Source organism: Ruegeria sp. HKCCD6428 (assembly GCF_013110595.1).
Lineage (GTDB): Bacteria > Pseudomonadota > Alphaproteobacteria > Rhodobacterales > Rhodobacteraceae > Ruegeria.
The window spans coordinates 173866-190346 of sequence record NZ_WVQX01000008.1; the positions used below are offsets into that span (position 1 = coordinate 173866).

The 16481-nt window shown below is 52.6% G+C and carries 15 protein-coding genes; 12 read left to right on the plus strand and 3 right to left on the minus strand.

The features are described from left to right. Positions 1-403: 403 nt before the first annotated feature. Entirely contained in the window at positions 404-1081 is a 678-nt protein-coding gene (locus tag GS620_RS17310) for a class I SAM-dependent methyltransferase (protein ID WP_171617164.1), read from the minus strand. Positions 1082-1177: 96 nt separating this feature from the next. Between GS620_RS17310 and GS620_RS17315 the strand changes: the two genes are divergently transcribed. The 4 genes from GS620_RS17315 to GS620_RS17330 all read left to right on the plus strand — a co-directional run bounded on the left by GS620_RS17315 (position 1178) and on the right by GS620_RS17330 (position 7373). Continuing rightward, positions 1178-2077, plus strand: coding sequence for a LysR family transcriptional regulator (locus GS620_RS17315; RefSeq protein ID WP_171206647.1), 900 nt, complete (start codon positions 1178-1180; stop codon positions 2075-2077). Between the two features lie 16 nt (positions 2078-2093). After that, positions 2094-2585, plus strand: coding sequence for an ATP-binding protein (locus GS620_RS17320; RefSeq protein WP_171363492.1), 492 nt, complete (start codon positions 2094-2096; stop codon positions 2583-2585). A gap of 517 nt (positions 2586-3102) precedes the next feature. After that, the gene (locus tag GS620_RS17325; protein ID WP_171617166.1) at positions 3103-5079 is read left to right on the plus strand and encodes a bifunctional 2',3'-cyclic-nucleotide 2'-phosphodiesterase/3'-nucleotidase; all 1977 of its coding nucleotides are present in this window, start codon (positions 3103-3105) and stop codon (positions 5077-5079) included. A gap of 350 nt (positions 5080-5429) precedes the next feature. Beyond that, positions 5430-7373, plus strand: a complete 1944-nt coding sequence (locus GS620_RS17330; protein WP_171617168.1) for a DUF3604 domain-containing protein — start codon at positions 5430-5432, stop codon at positions 7371-7373. A 219-nt stretch (positions 7374-7592) separates the two neighbouring features. On the opposite strand, the gene GS620_RS22315 is transcribed toward GS620_RS17330, so the two are convergent. Then, positions 7593-7796 carry a S1 RNA-binding domain-containing protein gene (locus GS620_RS22315; protein WP_371809393.1) on the minus strand — a complete coding sequence of 68 codons (204 nt, stop codon included), beginning with the start codon at positions 7794-7796 and terminating at the stop codon, positions 7593-7595. On the opposite strand from GS620_RS22315, the gene GS620_RS17335 reads away from it, so the two are divergent. From GS620_RS17335 to GS620_RS17360, 5 genes are all read left to right on the plus strand, one after another. Further along, on the plus strand, positions 7722-7931 hold the full coding sequence (locus GS620_RS17335; RefSeq protein WP_171616948.1) for a hypothetical protein: 210 nt from the start codon (positions 7722-7724) through the stop codon (positions 7929-7931). The genes GS620_RS22315 and GS620_RS17335 overlap by 75 nt on opposite strands. A 614-nt stretch (positions 7932-8545) precedes the next feature. After that, positions 8546-9733, plus strand: coding sequence for a site-specific integrase (locus GS620_RS17345; RefSeq protein ID WP_171120897.1), 1188 nt, complete (start codon positions 8546-8548; stop codon positions 9731-9733). After that, complete coding sequence (locus tag GS620_RS17350; RefSeq protein WP_171233360.1) at positions 9730-10434, plus strand: hypothetical protein; 705 nt, start codon at positions 9730-9732, stop codon at positions 10432-10434. The genes GS620_RS17345 and GS620_RS17350 overlap by 4 nt, the downstream gene beginning before the upstream one ends. A gap of 123 nt (positions 10435-10557) precedes the next feature. Continuing rightward, positions 10558-10728 carry an AlpA family transcriptional regulator gene (locus GS620_RS17355; protein WP_171120901.1) on the plus strand — a complete coding sequence of 57 codons (171 nt, stop codon included), beginning with the start codon at positions 10558-10560 and terminating at the stop codon, positions 10726-10728. A gap of 223 nt (positions 10729-10951) precedes the next feature. Continuing rightward, positions 10952-11443, plus strand: coding sequence for a hypothetical protein (locus GS620_RS17360; protein ID WP_253283978.1), 492 nt, complete (start codon positions 10952-10954; stop codon positions 11441-11443). Between the two features lie 426 nt (positions 11444-11869). On the opposite strand, the gene GS620_RS17365 is transcribed toward GS620_RS17360, so the two are convergent. Next, positions 11870-12877: an AraC family transcriptional regulator gene (locus GS620_RS17365; RefSeq protein ID WP_171617169.1), complete on the minus strand. Its 1008-nt coding sequence runs from the start codon at positions 12875-12877 to the stop codon at positions 11870-11872. A 112-nt stretch (positions 12878-12989) separates the two neighbouring features. On the opposite strand from GS620_RS17365, the gene GS620_RS17370 reads away from it, so the two are divergent. The 3 genes from GS620_RS17370 to GS620_RS17380 are packed head-to-tail and all read left to right on the plus strand — an operon-like array spanning position 12990 to position 16374. After that, positions 12990-14408, plus strand: coding sequence for an amidohydrolase family protein (locus tag GS620_RS17370; protein ID WP_253283980.1), 1419 nt, complete (start codon positions 12990-12992; stop codon positions 14406-14408). A gap of 26 nt (positions 14409-14434) precedes the next feature. Beyond that, positions 14435-15199 carry a DUF3299 domain-containing protein gene (locus tag GS620_RS17375; protein ID WP_171617171.1) on the plus strand — a complete coding sequence of 255 codons (765 nt, stop codon included), beginning with the start codon at positions 14435-14437 and terminating at the stop codon, positions 15197-15199. Next, positions 15196-16374, plus strand: a complete 1179-nt coding sequence (locus GS620_RS17380) for a carbohydrate porin (protein ID WP_171617174.1) — start codon at positions 15196-15198, stop codon at positions 16372-16374. Before GS620_RS17375 ends, GS620_RS17380 begins: the two co-directional genes overlap by 4 nt. Positions 16375-16481: the final 107 nt, after the last annotated feature.

The window sequence follows — 16481 nt, forward strand, 5'->3', positions numbered from 1 at the left end:
AATTTCTTGTTAACACCGAATAACCTACCACAAATTCGAAGTTTTTTGTTGGGACCCTTGCGGTTTCCAGGATTTCAGGCGGAAATGCGTAAGTTAATTAAAAAAATCCTGTCGACTTAAATGGCTTTACTAAACGAACTGACCGATACCTTTTTCCAGCGCTTCAAACACGTAATTGGTCACGACTGAATTCGCCGCATTTCGGAACCACGCCAAAGCGTTTGCTGGAGCACTTTTTCTTCTGCTTCGGAATCGATGCTGACATTCGCCTGAATATCGCGAGCGATCGCTATGCGGACTAATGCTGCCACTCGCAGTCGCATTATTAAATCGGAAACAGACCTTTGTAACATCCGATCACTTGTGAACAGTTTATATAAAACACTGTGATGCAAAGATCATTTCAAAGGACGAAGCTGTACGAACTGGAGCTTATTGTTTTTTGCGCGACAATATAACGACTCTGGAGCATCGAGGCTTGATCAGAAGTATAAAGAACTTCAAAGCCTGCGGACGCAATTTTCCTCTCAAGTGCCGATCCAGACACGAAGTTCACAAATGGGGCTTTCCCAAAAGCCTGCATGATTGGGATTGCGATCCGACTGATCATCGCAAACTGGAAACCACCGCTCTCAGGCGCGCAGACGGTTTTGGATATGAAAAGCCCACCCGGTTTTGTCAGCGCAGCAATGTGCTCGAGCGCTTGGTCCAAATCGGGCAGAAGATGAAGCAAGTTATGCGCCAAGACGGCATCGTAAGAGCCTTCGTCAAAACTGTGCTCAAGAACGTCGGCCACCTTGAAAGTGACATTCTCCAGACCTTCTTTATCAAGCTTCTCATCGGCAATTTCGATCATGCCCGGAGCGAGATCCGTGGCAGTGACATGGGCGACATGCGGCGCAAGCAGCAGCGCGGTTGAACCCGTCCCGCACCCGATTTCCAGTACGTTGTCCTCGGCATTCAGGTACGACTTCGTCAGCTCGAGTGTTTTCAGATACCCTTCCATGTTGCGGATTGGGTCTGCCGCATACTTTCGCGAGATTTTACTCCAGAATGCAGCATCCTTGGATAAAGCAGCCATTTCATTACTCTCTTACAAGGTTGTTGCCGTATCCTTTACTTCCAAACAATCATTTATGAAATTGCCACAATCCGCAGAAGTGTTATGCATAAATGCATGAACTGGAAAGCCATCAATTTCGACTGGAATCAGGTGCGGTCCTTTCTTGCCACCGCCGAAGAAGGCTCGTTTTCCGCAGCGGCGCGCGTTCTTGAGCAAACTCAACCCACTGTCGGCCGGCAAGTTGCCGCGCTGGAAATGGCACTTGGCATCACCCTGTTCGAAAGAGTCGGCAAGTCGCTTAATTTGACGACTGCTGGCGCCGAGCTTTTGTTGCATGTCAGAGAAATGGCGGATGTGGCGAACAGGATTTCACTTACTGCGACAAGTCAGTCGCAAGCTGTTGAAGGTCAAGTCAGGATCACTGCGTCCGATGTGATGTCTGCCTATCAGCTACCGCCTATACTGAAAAAGATCCGACTTGCAGCACCGCGACTGGAGATAGACATCGTTGCTGCAAATGACATACGAGACATACAGCGACGTGAGGCTGATATCGCCATCCGACATGTACGTCCGACGCAGCCGGATCTGACGGCAAAGCTTGTCGCCGAGGCCACGGCACATTTCTACGCGGCACCTTCGTACCTTGATCAGGTTGGACGGCCAAAAAATGAAGGCGAACTCGCTAAGTTGGACTTTGTCGGATTTGGTGACATTGACACGATGATCGGTTTTCTTGATCCGGCGGGCATTAAGGTCACCCGAAAAAGCTTCCGGGTCGGCTCACAAAGCGGGATTGTATCCTGGGAGCTGGTGCGCCAAGGGTTTGGCATATGTGTAATGTCGGATGACGTGGCTGCCCTAACACCCGGCGTCGAGCGCGTGCTCCCCGACCGTGAGCCGTTTAAGTTCCCGATTTGGCTGGCGACGCACTCCGAGCTACATACCGCACGAAGGATCAGGTTGGTGTTTGATCAATTGGCAGACCAACTTAGCGCAGGGACCATCAGGTAATCCGGGAGTTCGCTCTATGTTACAGGCTATTCCAACGCTCCACTTGTTATGCGGCAAAATTGCTTCAGGAAAATCAACTCTGGCAGCGAGACTTGCGAAAAGTGACGGGGCCGTGCTCATTTCAGAAGATGAATGGCTTAGCGCGCTGTTTGGGGATCAAATGAAGTCCTTGCAGGATTATGTAGACTGCGCTTTGAAACTGCGACTGGTCATGGGTCCTCACGTGGCTGCTCTGCTGAAGGCTGGCGTTTCGGCCGTTCTCGATTTTCCAGCGAACACAATTGAAAACAGGGCCTGGATGCGCGACCTGCTGGAAGACACTGCTGCGAAGCACCACCTTCACTTTTTGGATGTGTCAGATGAGGTTTGTCTGCACCGGCTGCACAAGCGCAACAGAGAAGGCGCGCATGCATTTGCAGCGACGGAAGATCAATATCGGCGTATTGCGCGGCATTTTGTGCCACCATCACCCGAAGAGGGTTTTAGCATCATAACTCACCGTCAGTAACACCAGACTTTCGAAATGTCGCGGCGGAGCTAAATGTTTTTCGGCCGCCTGCTCTGAGTCGACGATTGGCCAAATGTTTACAGTCAGCTTTCACTGGGCCTCAGGTACGGAGATTGCGTGACAACAAAAGATGTATCCCGGTGCGTCCTTCTTAAGTCATGGCAACGGCAACGCGGGCAGCGTCGTTCACGTCGATTATCGGTAGTGTACGTCGCTGGCAGGCATGGGCAACACATCGGCAAATGCCGGCTCCAACAACCATCTCCAGAATAGTTTTGCGCCGACAATACAGCACGGGTGATGGGAAAAGGCACTGATTATTCTTCACATACGTTGTCAAACCAGTCCCGGCTTGGTTTCACCTGATCCAATCATTTAGCGACTTCATGGATCTGGTGCATGGGATCGTCCATATCCCCTGAAATAAGTCTGCAAAATGTGTTAGAAGACACTGTCATAAGATCGTTATGCAATACCGGCAACTATTCTCATTGCCAGCCAACTCGAAAGGTGACCCATGTCTTTTTCCAACCGCTCGTCAATTTCGCGTCGCCAATTTCTTGCAACAACAGCCGGTGCAGCGGCCATCACCTTGCATCCTTTTTCAGTTTTGGCATCCAACAATCAAGCGCATCTGCGCATCATGGAAACAACGGACATCCATGTTCATGTGTTCCCCTATGACTATTATGCCGACAAACCCCGTGACACAGTGGGCTTGTCCCGTACGGCCTCAATCATCAACGAAATTCGCGCTGAGGCGACAAATTCGATCTTGGTCGACAACGGTGACTTTCTTCAAGGGAACCCAATGGGCGACTACATCGCCTATGAGCGTGGCATGAAAGAAGGGGATGCGCACCCCATCATCACCGCGTTCAACACTGTTGGCTATGATGCTGCAACTCTGGGCAATCACGAATTCAACTACGGGCTGGATTTCCTGGAAAAATCACTCGCGGGCGCAGAGTTCCCGGTCGTTTTGGCCAATGTTGCAAAGTCACAAGGCGCAACTCCGCGTGACGACAAAACGCTGATCAAACCATATACAATCATCGACCGTGAAATCGAAATGGGTGATGGGACCAAGCACTCAATCAAAATCGGTGTCATAGGCTTTACGCCGCCGCAGATCATGAACTGGGACCGAAAGCATCTGGAAGGCAATGTTCAGGCCCGCGATATCGTCGAAACCGCGCGGGCATACGTGCCAGAGATGAAGGAACAAGGATGTGACCTAATCATCGCCCTTTCACATTCTGGGATCGGCGACGCCAATCATGAGGACGGTATGGAAAACGCCTCAGTCGTTTTGGCGGGTGTTGACGGAATCGACGCTCTGGTCACGGGGCACAATCACCTTGTCTTTCCCTCGCCGACATTTGCGGACCGACCCGGCATCGACGTCGAAAAGGGCACCCTGATGGGTAAACCTGCTGTTATGGGCGGCTTCTGGGGTTCACATCTTGGGTTGTTGGACCTGCTGCTGGAACGGGAAGGAAATGAGTGGCGCGTGGTTACCACCACGTCCGAGGCCCGCGCGATTTCCAAACGCAATGAAGACCGCTCAATCACTGCATTGGTCGGAGACGATCAGAAGGTTCTCGACTCGGTTGCGAAGGATCACGACGAAACGCTCGCCTATGTCCGTCGAGCCGTTGGCAAAACATCTGCCCCGTTGCACAGCTATTTTGCATTGGTTGCTGATGATCCGTCTGTACAGATCGTTTCGATCGCACAGAAATGGTATGTCGAAGAAATGCTGAAAGGCACCGAGCACGAAGGATTGCCGATCCTGTCAGCGGCGGCGCCGTTCAAGGCGGGTGGTCGCGGGGGCCCGGACTATTACACCGACGTCCCGGTCGGGGATGTTGCTATAAAAAATGTGGCTGATCTGTATCTCTATCCCAACACAGTGCGCGCGGTGCGGGTGAACGGTGTTCAACTGCGTGGTTGGCTGGAGCGTTCGGCCGGTATGTTCAACCAGATCGAGCGAGGCTCAGAGGATGCGGTTCTTCTGAATCCAGAGTTTCCATCCTACAATTTCGATGTGATGGATGGCGTAACATACCAGATCGACCTGTCGCAGCCGTCGCGCTTTGGGCCAAAGGGGGAAGAGGTGAATCCCGATGCGGCTCGAATTGTGAACTTGTCCTTCCAAGGCGAACCGGTCACCGATGACATGGAGTTCATCATCGCCACAAACAATTATCGTGCATCGGGTGGCGGTTCATTCCCCGGCGCATTGGGTGATACAATCGTGTTCGAAGCCCCGGACACTAATCGCGACGTTATCGTGCGCTATATTGTCGAACAGGGAACGATCAACCCAAAAGCGGACGGCAACTGGTCATTTGCTCCTTTAGAGAACACAACCGTGCTATTCGAGACCGGCCCAAAGGCCCGAGACTACATCGCCGATGTCAAAGGCGTTTTAATCGAAGATGCCGGAGATGGAGCAGATGGCTTCGCGGCATTCCGCATCAAGCTCTAGTGCAATCGCATGTGCGTACTTTGAGGAAGTCGGAAGTCAACGAAAGCAGCTACCATCAGGCTTACACTGAACGCCCGCATGCGACTTTCAAAGGCTATAAGCGGTTAGAAATGAACGTTTGATCTGGGCTCGGAGCCGTCCTCGTTGCGCAGTGCATCAGTGAATGCTCTGCGGACAAAGCCGCTGTTTGGTTCCGCCGTAAACGAGACTAAGACGCGGCGAGGGATTTGGGTAGTTACACACCAATTCAACCAAGTACTGAAGCTCTTCGCGGAAACAAAAACGAGGTTGACAGCAAGCATATGAGAATGGTCGCATGAGTTATATTCTGATTAGCTGGGAATATAGCCATGAATGTTCCTTTCAGTGCGACCTTATTCTTTTGTCTCTGTTTGTCCTCGACCTCTGCTTGGGCACAGGAAACCGCCGAGGGTGGACAAGTTGGTGAAATGACCATCTCGGGGGCCGACATGCATGCCCCTGCATCAGATGCGTTTTCGCCTTATGCAGGACGCGACTTTCCAACTAGACCTCTTTGGGGCGACACCCACTTGCATACATCGCTCTCACTCGACGCGCGTGCGTTTGGTGTACTTCTTTCGCCTTCAGACGCGTTTCGGTTTGCGCGTGGAGAAGAAGTAACTACTTCTCACGGCCTACGGGCGAAGCTGTCTCGCCCGCTCGATTGGCTCGTTGTTTCAGACCATTCAGACGCGATGGGCGCGATGAACGAGATCGTCGCGGGGAACGCAACTTTGATGGGCGATCCAACGTTACGCGACTGGAACGACAGGTTGAACCAAGGAGGGAATGTTGCCCTTGGAGCGACAATGGAGGTTATCGAGACTTTCGCTGGAATTACCGGTGAAACTTTGCCGGAGGCGATTGCTGACCGTCGTTTCGTACAGTCAGTTTGGGATGACTTTACGGAAACTGCAGATGCTTATGATCAACCGGGATCGTTTACCGCGTTTATCGGCTACGAATGGACCTCGACGGAAGGTGGCAACAACTTGCACCGCAATGTCATCTATAGGGACGACAGGATTCGGGCGCGGCAAATGTTGCCGTTTACGACTGCCGAGACATTCAATCCGGAAGATCTGTGGGATTGGATGGAAAGATACGAAGAAACGACAGGAGGGCGCGTCCTCGCATTGGCGCACAATGGCAATGTTTCCAATGGCTTGATGTTTCCTGTCGAGACAAACCCCGATACCGGCGAACCGCTCACAGGAGATTACGCGGAAAGACGCGCAAAATGGGAGCCACTTTATGAGATCACTCAGATCAAAGGCGACGGCGAGGCCCACCCGTTCCTGAGCCCAAATGACGAGTTTGCAGATTACGAAACGTGGGACGTCGCAAACCTTGGCCCTGTCCCCAAAGAAGACTGGATGTTGCAGTACGAGTATGCTCGCGAGGCTTTAAAAAATGGCCTGAAGCTCGAGGCGCAGCTTGGGACCAACCCTTACAAGTTCGGTGTCGTGGGATCCACAGACAGTCACACGGCTTTGGCGACAGCCCAGGAAGATAACTTTTTTGGTAAGCACTCGGGCGTGGAACCTGAGCCTGGGCGTTGGCAGCATGTTGTCGGCGAGTTTGAAGCGACCAAAATTCTGGGCTGGCAGATGGCTGCCTCTGGTTATGCGGCGGTTTGGGCCGAAGAAAATACACGAGCATCTATTTTCGACGCGATGGAACGTAAGGAAGTATATGGGACAACAGGCAGTCGGATCACGGTACGTTTCTTCGGGGGATGGGATTTCGAAGAAAACGACGCTCAATCGTGGCTTCCTGCGAAGATTGGTTATGACAAAGGCGTACCCATGGGGGCAGATCTACCGAAAGCGCCCGGTGATGCCTTAGCGCCAAATTTTCTCGTCGCTGCACTCAAGGATCCGTACTCGGGTAATCTGGATCGTATTCAGATAGTCAAGGGCTGGCTAACAGAAGACGGAGAGACGCAAGAAAAGGTTTTTGATGTCGTCTGGTCCGGCGATCGGGATCTCGGTGCGGATGGCAAGCTGCCGCCTGTCGGCAATACCGTGAACGTCGAAACCGGTACGTTCACGAACTCAATCGGATCGCCAGAATTGATAACCGTCTGGTCTGATCCCGAATTTGATCCGGAACAAAAGGCTTTTTACTACGCGCGCGTGCTGGAAATCCCCACGCCGCGATGGACGGTTTACGAAGCTATTCGGTTCGGCGACGAACTACCTGAAGAAGTACCGACATCCACACAAGAACGGGCTTATACTTCGCCCATTTGGTACACTCCGGAGGGATAGCACTTCACCAAAAACGCGCTCATGTTTCATGGCTAAAATGGGTTCGTTGTAGTCGTTCGCCCGAATATCGCGAGCGATCACTATTCGGACAAAGCGCCCCTTCGCTGCGGCTACGCCAATGGTTGCTTTGACGATTGCCGCATTATCAAAAACGGTCGAATTGGGTTTGAAGTGCGTGCACCGCCCTGAGTTGATCGATGTAAATCTTAGAATTCCCGGTCACGCATCCTTCATTGATAAGCGGGGTATACCGTGCTCACTTATTCCCAGGACTTTTACGGAGATAGTATCTCCTTCTGAAACTATCTCATTAGGATGCTCTAAGCGCGAGTTCGAGAGTTGTGAGACGTGGACAAGACCATCAAAAATCATCCCATCATAGGAGATTTGCGCATAAGCGCCAAAATCGACGATATGGATCACTTTGGCGGGCAAAACTCGATCCTGAAACTCGCTCAGAAGCCTCTCTTTGTCATATTGCCGCTGTGCCGTTCCCGGTTCTGGTTCTCCGCATTGTGGGCAGGATCGAGCCCTTCGACTGACTTCTTTGCCGCATGATGGACAGGCAATTAGGTTAGGCAAACGGCGAACCTCAAGGAGGTGAAACGGTTTGCATAGTCTCGGAATGGGAGCCGCCAGTGTCAACACATTCCTTGGGAAGATAAGTGCCCCGAACCCATCACAGTCTCTACTCAAAGTGGCAGAACTCAGGTCGGTTTGTTGCAAAAACGGTCGATTCTGTCACTTTTCGCACCATCACCGAAATCGTTCATAAATCTTGTGTCACGAACCATTGACAAAATCGCTTTTGATTTTGTGACATTTTGGCCCGTTTTTTTGAGACCAGACGCTCGTGATCAATACAGCATCGGTCAATACGGGCTCGAAGCGATCCTTCGCTATAGAGCATGCGGACGTCCGTTTTAACTGCGTTATATATATCCCGGCACAAGAACATAGTAAGAACAATTCTTTCTTAGCAGAAGTATTTCCCTTACGATTTCGATGAAATCTGGTGCCGCTGAAGGGCATCCAAAACTAAAATCTTGGAGCACCATGGAACACCCATCTTGCTCTAACCATGTCTGAAATATACATTTATTTGTTTCACGCCATACCATTCTGTACCACTATACCCCATATCTAGGGGTGGGTAGAAAGGTGGATATAGAATGGCACGGCCAAAACACAAACTTTCCAGCGCTGAACTCAAGGCTAAAGCCCCAGGCAAGTATTCGGACGGGGGCGGTCTATGGTTTCACAAGCGGCCCGATGGCGGCGCGCAATGGTTTCTGCGCTACACCCTGTTCGGGCGGCGGCATGAAATGGGGCTTGGCAGCTTCCCGGCGGTTTCGTTGAAAGCAGCGCGGCAAGCAGCCGAGAAATGGCAGGCGGTGGTGCGGGTTGGCAAAGACGCCATAAAGGAGCGGGGACGCCAGAGCCGCGAAGCTCAACGCAATCTCAACATTCTGGCCGACATCGCCAAAGACGCCTTTGAAAGCCGCAAGGCCGAATTGAAAGGCGACGGGAAGGCTGGGCGGTGGTTCAGCCCCTTGGAACTGCACGTTTTGCCGAAGCTGGGAAAAATGCCCGTATCGCAGATTGACCAGCGCGACATACGCGACACCCTTGCTCCGATCTGGCACACCAAGGCCGATACGGCGCGCAAAGCCATGAACCGCCTGTCTATCTGTATGCGCCATGCGGCAGCGCTGGGCTTGGACGTGGATCTGCAGGCGACGGAAAAGGCTAAAGCCCTATTGGGCAAGCAAAGGCACAAGGTGACCAATATCCCGGCCATGCCGTGGAAGGATGTGCCCGCGTTCTATCAATCCTTGGATGGCGGCACGACCGCTGAACTGGCGCTGCGCCTTCTGATACTGACAGCGGTGCGTAGCTATCCCCTGCGTTACCTGCACCTTGACCAGATCGACGGTGATATCTGGACAATCCCCGCAGAGGCCATGAAAGGGCGCAAGGGTGCGACAAGTGATTTCCGGGTGCCGTTGTCGAAAGAGGCCCAAAGTGTAATTGCTGAGGCCACTCCGTTTGCGAGAGATGGCTTCCTATTCCCCGGTGTCCGCAAGGGCGTGATATCGGACATGACCATGAGCAAGCTTATGGAGCGGCGCGGCATGGTGGAGCGTCCGCACGGGTTTCGATCCAGCTTCCGCGATTGGGTTGCCGAGGCGACCAATACCCCGCACGATATTGCAGAGACGGCGCTGGGCCATGTTGTCGGCGGAGCTGTGGAGCGGAGTTATCGACGAACGGATTTTCTTGAACAAAGAAAAACGCTAATGGATCGATGGGCGCGGCAACAATTGGCTAAAGCGGACCAGAAGATTGTACAGCTATGAATCGTTGCTTCTATATTAACCAAAACGACGGAAGTATTAAACCGACGGCTGTTCAAAGCCTCGATATTCTGGCGTTCTACGCATACGACGACAAAAGTGCGTTGCAGGCGCTTCAGCTTTTGCAATCAGAGTTTCATAGCCATCATTCTGACCCTAAGAATTGGCGTTTCAGCGATGTGACTCAGAGTGTATTGCACGCTCTAAATAAACGCTCTGCACAAGTGTATCTGTCTGGCATAGTTGCGTTGATAATGGCGCACTTAAATGAAGACGGCAGTCCAACAAGCATCAACGAAGCGAGTAAAATCGCATCTGAGCTAGCGTACAGCTCCGACAAGATACTGTTTAAGGTACCTAAACCCAACGGGTGGGATTACCAAGAGAAAGCTATTGTTGGAGACATCTCCACGATCAAATCCTATTTCCGAAAATACAGGTCAGCAGCACATATTTGTGCGGCAAAAACTCTTATCGGGGCTGATAGTGGGCCCTCACATCCTATGGTCCAACCACTGCCTAAAACACTCAAGTTGGTGTCCACCGTTTTGCACTATCAGCGAATTATCGAAGCTTGGCCTAGCGTATCAGACTGGAACTTATGGAAAGTGCAGTTTGAAGGCGGCACGATTGAGAACAGTTACCCACCGGTTACACCGTCCAACGAATTAGTAAGTCAGATACGTAGTTTGAGGCCTAGCTGACACGGATTATAGCAAGTGGGGGAAGTTGATAGTCCCCTAGGGGAACATCTTGTTTCCTTATTCCCCTATTCGAAAAAATGGCCGACCTTTTGTGTACCGCGCAGCACAAACGAGCGTTCTCAGATGCGTTATCTCACCTTCCGCGACCTGCAAGAAAAACTCGGTGGCCGAGGCCGCACCACTATCTACCGCGACGTGGAATTGGGCCGATTGCCCAAGCCCGTGAAAATCGGTTCGCGCCTGTATTGGGCCGAAGCTGATATCGACGCTGCAATCGCCGCACATAGGCAATAAGACCCACCCCACCCAGACCTGGCGCCTGGGCGTGGGGCGGGAATGTTCTTTGCGGGAACGTCTGCACCATACGCCCAGCGCCTTGTTTGCTCAACAACGAAGGGCACACGGTTATGAGCAGCAATCAATGGTATTCAAACCAGAGACGGATTCTCTGGACGTGCAAGGCGCTATTGGACGAGCGCATAATTTCACACAAGACTGAAATCCGCGAAGTGAGCGTTTGGCTGGCCCTGATGACCCAGAAAGGGTGCAAGTAATGGCAAGGCCGTACAAACGTCAGAAAAAGGGGACTGGGCGTCATGTCCAGCTTCCTGAGTGGCTGCAAGCGTCTGAAGCCTGGGCAACCCTGCCACCGGGTCCAAGGGCGCTCTACGTCGAACTGAAACGCCGCTACAACGGATCAAACAACGGCGATATCATTCTAAGCCACCGCGACGCGGCAACGGCGTTAAACGTTCACCGCAACACGGTTGGCCCTTGGTTTCGTGAACTTCAGCAACGCGGGTTCATTACCATGACAAAAGCCCCGCATCTTGGTCCGTCTGGTATCGGCAAGGCATCAGTCTGGGCGCTGGGCGAAGTGCCGACACGCGACGGAAAACCAGCAACGAAGCGTTTCGTGTCTTGGCGGCAAAAACAGAAGCCCCGCACAAAAAACAGGACACTCCGTCCCAATGGTTGTGACGGTTGGGTGGTGGTTGAGCCAGTTTGAATCGAGGCCGTCCTAAATACTGTGACGCCAAACCGGAAATTGATCCGAGAGGCGTCACAAGAAACAGGACACATATACATATAGCCATGGGGCTCAGCACGGGGGCAACGTCTGCTTTGACGTCCCTCTGACTGCTTATGTGCGGAACCGGACTTTGGTTTGAACAGGACCATGGTCCGAGTAGCGGACTTTGCAGCCATCCGCATTCTTGCTCTAAAGGACCACAATCAGCCCGAAGCGGACCTTCGCAACCAAGCTTTGCTAACTCCGAAATACACAACGAAACGGCCAGTTGCAGAGGTTGTATCGGCGGTGGCAACCAACCATTCATGTCGTCGACTAACCTGTTCAACGTCGCACTACAACTTCTCCGAACTGATCCCACGAGGACCTAATCTTCGAAGCGTTCATTTGGCTCGACCACATTTACTTGCTTCGGAACTTGGTCGGTGTCATTCCGGTCTGACCTCGGAAAAAGCGAGTGAAATGGGACTTGTCAGAATAGCCTAGCATCAGACCAATCTCCGCAATTGTCATCTGGTCTTCTTTGAGGTGTTCCTTGGCGACATCGATACGCAGCCGTTTGATTTCGCGCGGTAACGTTGTGCCTTGTTTTTGAAGCGCTTTCAGGAACCGTTCCGGCTGTATTCCCAGCAACTCGGCCACCATCTCCGGCCCCAAATCGGTTTCATCCAGTTTGCCGCGCAATACAGAGCGCAAAGCAGCCACCACAGTTACTTCTTCATCTTGTCGCGGTGAGGCCATCGGCTTGGCAGAGCCGTCAGAGACATGGTGTAAAAACAACCATTCAACAGGAAAACTAATTTGCATTCCGGGATCGGTTCCAAGGCCAACCTCGATCCCTTTGTATTTGACAGGCAAACCATTGATGTATCTGCTTTCCCATCGCACACGCGAAGAGTCCCAGGCATCGCCGACGACGGTCTGCAACAGGCGTACATAGATTGCAGCACCAAAACCTGTTACCTGAACGGGTGGGACAGTTGGCTCCTGTTGTCTATCGACACGATAAGTCGCTTTGTCCGCTTCAATAATGAGGCTGTGCCGCACAGAATTGGACTCCTGAGGTACGAGCCCAACAAAGCGGGTAAAAAACTCGAACAGCGTCTTTGTAGTTCGCAGGGCTTGAGCGAATGGAGGCCACTCTTGCAGGTCAAACGTCTCTCCGACATTCAGTCCAAGGTATCGATCCCCTGACACTTCTGAGAAAGCATTTACCAAGCCGTAAACCAACTCTGAGTGAACGAACACGGATGGGTTAGTCAACAGTTCGGCTTTCAATCCGACCTGATCCAATGCTGGTTGCGGATTGATCTTACGTTCGGTGAGATATTGCAGAAACGGAGCAGCTAAAGAGAGGCGAATAAAGCCCTCGCTATGCTCTCGGGAGGTGGAGTTGAAAGGCAAGCTCATAACCCTTGTCTGGATTAGCTTTAAGAAGTGGCCATTTTTGCAGTCACATTCGTACATCCTAATTCAAAAGGGGCAACCGAGCCAATGAATTCCAGACTATAGTTGGCAAAACATGAATATGAAGGGAGTACTTATGTCCGGCTTACGAATGTCTCTTTGCTCGACGGCAATTGTCGCGGCAGTTCTTTCTTTTTCGACGACCGCGCAGGCTCAGGATCAAGAAGAACCCCAAACGCTGTTTACCAACGTGCATGTCTTCGATGGCGTCAATGAACAGCGGATCGAAAATGCAAGCGTTCTGGTTGAGGGCAACCTTATCAAGGTCGTCTCAACTGATGCGATCGATGCCCCCAATGCGGAGGTGATCGATGGCGGCGGTAGGACACTAACACCTGGCTTCATCGAGCTTCACGCACACCTCATGCTCATGGGACCGTCTATCGCTTCCATGGAAACGAACTCGACCTGGGAGGATTTTGGCATCCATGGAACCAGGATGGCCGAGATGTACCTGATGCAAGGATTTACGACTGTAAGAGATGCTGGCGGCGCCAACGGCGGTCTGCGGAGGGCCATCGACGCCGGACAGATCGTCGGTCCTCGTCACTATGCGTCAGGCGCGTTCCTCGGGACACGCGGCGGCCACGCTGACTTCGCATCCTTCACCTCGCCGCCGGGCGGACAGACCAACTTCGGTAATCTGAACATGGCGCAACAGGTCAGCGGTGTCGATGATGTCTACCTGTATGGTCGTAATAACATGCGCATGGGGGCGACACAGCTGAAATTCATGCAGTCGGGTGGAGTGATCTCGGCCTTTGACCCATGGCAGTTGCTCGCCGGCTCCAAGGAAGAAATCGAAGCTGCCGTTCAGGTTGCCACCGAATACGGCACCTATGTCATGGCGCATTCTTATCGCAAGGAAGCAATCATGAACGCCCTTGAGGCCGGTGTAATGTCCATTGAACACGGCTTCTCCTTCGATTGCGAGATTGCCGAGATTATGAACGAGAAAGGAGCTTACATAACGACCAACCTCACGGCTTTTGATCCGGGTTTGTTGGATATCCCATCGGTCAAGAACGAGCCCAAGAGCCTCGCGAAAGCGATATCGGCGTCCGCGACTTTCGCGAACTACATTCCTAATATGAAGGAATGCCCGGTAAAACGCGGATTTCAGACCGATTGCGTGGGATCAGTGGAAGCATGCAACATCCAGATTGCTTATGAAAAACATCTCAATAACGAGTTCTTCGGACCGTACCAGTCGATGGTGACGCTTACGTCAATCGGCGGTGAGGTCGTAGCATTGTCAGGCGATTTCTCGAACCCTTACACAGCTGGCAAGCTCGGTGTGATCGAGGAAGGCGCCTATGCGGATATCCTGCTGATCGACGGTAATCCGCTCGAAGATTTCTCGATGGTTGGAACGGGTGATCAATGGTTTGGGGCCGACCCGAGGCCGGACAGCCCGGAAACAATCCGCCTGATCATGAAGGACGGTGTGATCTACAAAAACACACTGGATTGACCAGATAAAGCAGCCGGAGAGGATTCATGCGAAATTGGTTTTGTTCCGCAGTATTCGCAGGGTTGGTTTTGTGCGGTTATGATGCTGCGGCGACGCCTGGAACCGCGTTGGACTGGGCAGACCTGCCAGATCCGTCTGCGCAGGTCTTTGATGACCCCTATCGTGATCTCAGCCCCGAACAGTTCGACGATGTTCTTTTCGTTGTGCGTATACGCGGCAGGTTGCAGCAGGACGGTGGTAGTGAAGACGAGCGGCAAAAGTGGCAAATGCTTCTGACCGAGACTGAGGATGCTTTGGCAGCTAATGGAATTGATGTCGACTGGCTACTCGGTCAGCGGGAGGTTGTAACGGAACGTCGAAGAAAGGCTGGCACGAACGGAAATCCGGAATTCGACGGTCAAAAAATCACGCTTGCGGGCTTTGCCATTCCTGCTCCGAATGATCCGGACGGTCGGACTGTGGCGTATTTGGTTCCGGAACGCGGGATGTGCAGTCACATGCCTCCCCCTCCGCCCAACCAGATGATCCGTGTGCGGTTGAACGGGGACTGGGCGCCCAGCTATTTTCATGAACCTGTTCGGCTGACGGGCATGCTGACCATCGATCCGTCTGTTCAGAATATGATGGTTGTGGATGGCCAGATGCCCATGAACGCGACTTTCCAGTTGGAAACGGAAAGTGTCGAAACGCTCGAAACCAATGCTGACAGGCTGGAATGGAAGCAGCGCGCCGCTGATCGCATTCGCGCGGCGGGCAATCGCAAGACCGGTAGGGCAAGGGCGTCTGAATGATAAGACTTCTGGCTGCTACACTAAGTATTGCTGTCGCTGGCGCTGCCTCGGCGCAAGGACTTTCCGGGCCCTCTTCGGTCGAAGCTGATCTTACCCCCGGAGATGGGCTCACCGACCCACAATACCGTTCCGATTTTCCACGCAACATCGCACCGGGTTGGTTTGAGTGGAAAGACCAACTGGCTGAGGGTGGGTTTCGGTTCAATATTGATTACCTGGCGTTAGGCCAAACCACGAATGCGGATCTGGGAACCGGCGAAGCGGCCAGCGGAATTGCGCGATTCTACGGGAGTTGGCAGGCAACTGAACGGGGGTCTCTGACATTCAAAATAGAAGACCGGCACAGCTATACCGATGTGGCCCCGCAGTTTCTTGGGCTGGATGGCGGAGCGCTTTCGATCACCGGGACAGCCTTCAATGACAACGGTTTGCTTCTGACCAATCTGTTCTGGACCCAAAGGGCTGAAAACGGGTCGTGGACGCTGCAAATCGGGCAGATTGATGTAACGGACTTTGTGGATATCTACGGGTTGGTAAGCCCCTACAGTGGTTTTCAAAACCTGTCTTTCAATACCAACCCGACAATCAACACGCCCAACCAAGGCCTTGGTATTGCCGGTGGGGTAAAGCTGAGCGAGAACCTCTACGCCGTTGCCAGCGTATCAGACGCAAACGCCGACCCGTCCGATCCAAACTTTGATGTGTTTAGCGACGGCAATCTCTTCAAGTCGCTCGAACTTGGGTACACGTCCGGCTTTGATCGCATCTACTTCGACAATATCCATCTGACCCTCTGGCATGCGGATGCGGCTGACGATGGCAGTCGAGCAGAAGATTACGGCGCAGCGTTTTCCGCCGCATGGTTTGTTGACAATAAATGGATGCCGTTCTTCCGTGCAGGGGCCTCGAAGGGAACCGCAGCGCTTTATGAACGGTCGATTTCTGCCGGTCTCGGTTACTATGGTCGCAACACCGATTTGGCCGGTCTGGGCCTAAACTGGGCCGAAGCAAGAGGCATAGATGGCGATCAGTTCACGCTTGAAGCTTTCTACCGCTTTTCAATCTCACCCGGACTGCAGATCACGCCATCGGTACAATTCATTTCCGACCCGCTTCTAAATCCCGATCAGGACCGGATTACCCTGTTCGGTCTAAGAACCCGAATCGTTTTCTAATGCGGAGTGAAGGCAGTCACTAAGGGGTGTGCCAAAGGGCAACTAAGAGAGATCAAGCGCGTGCCGGAATTTTCAACGCCGGTCGAATGAAGTTGGGAAGCAAAGGA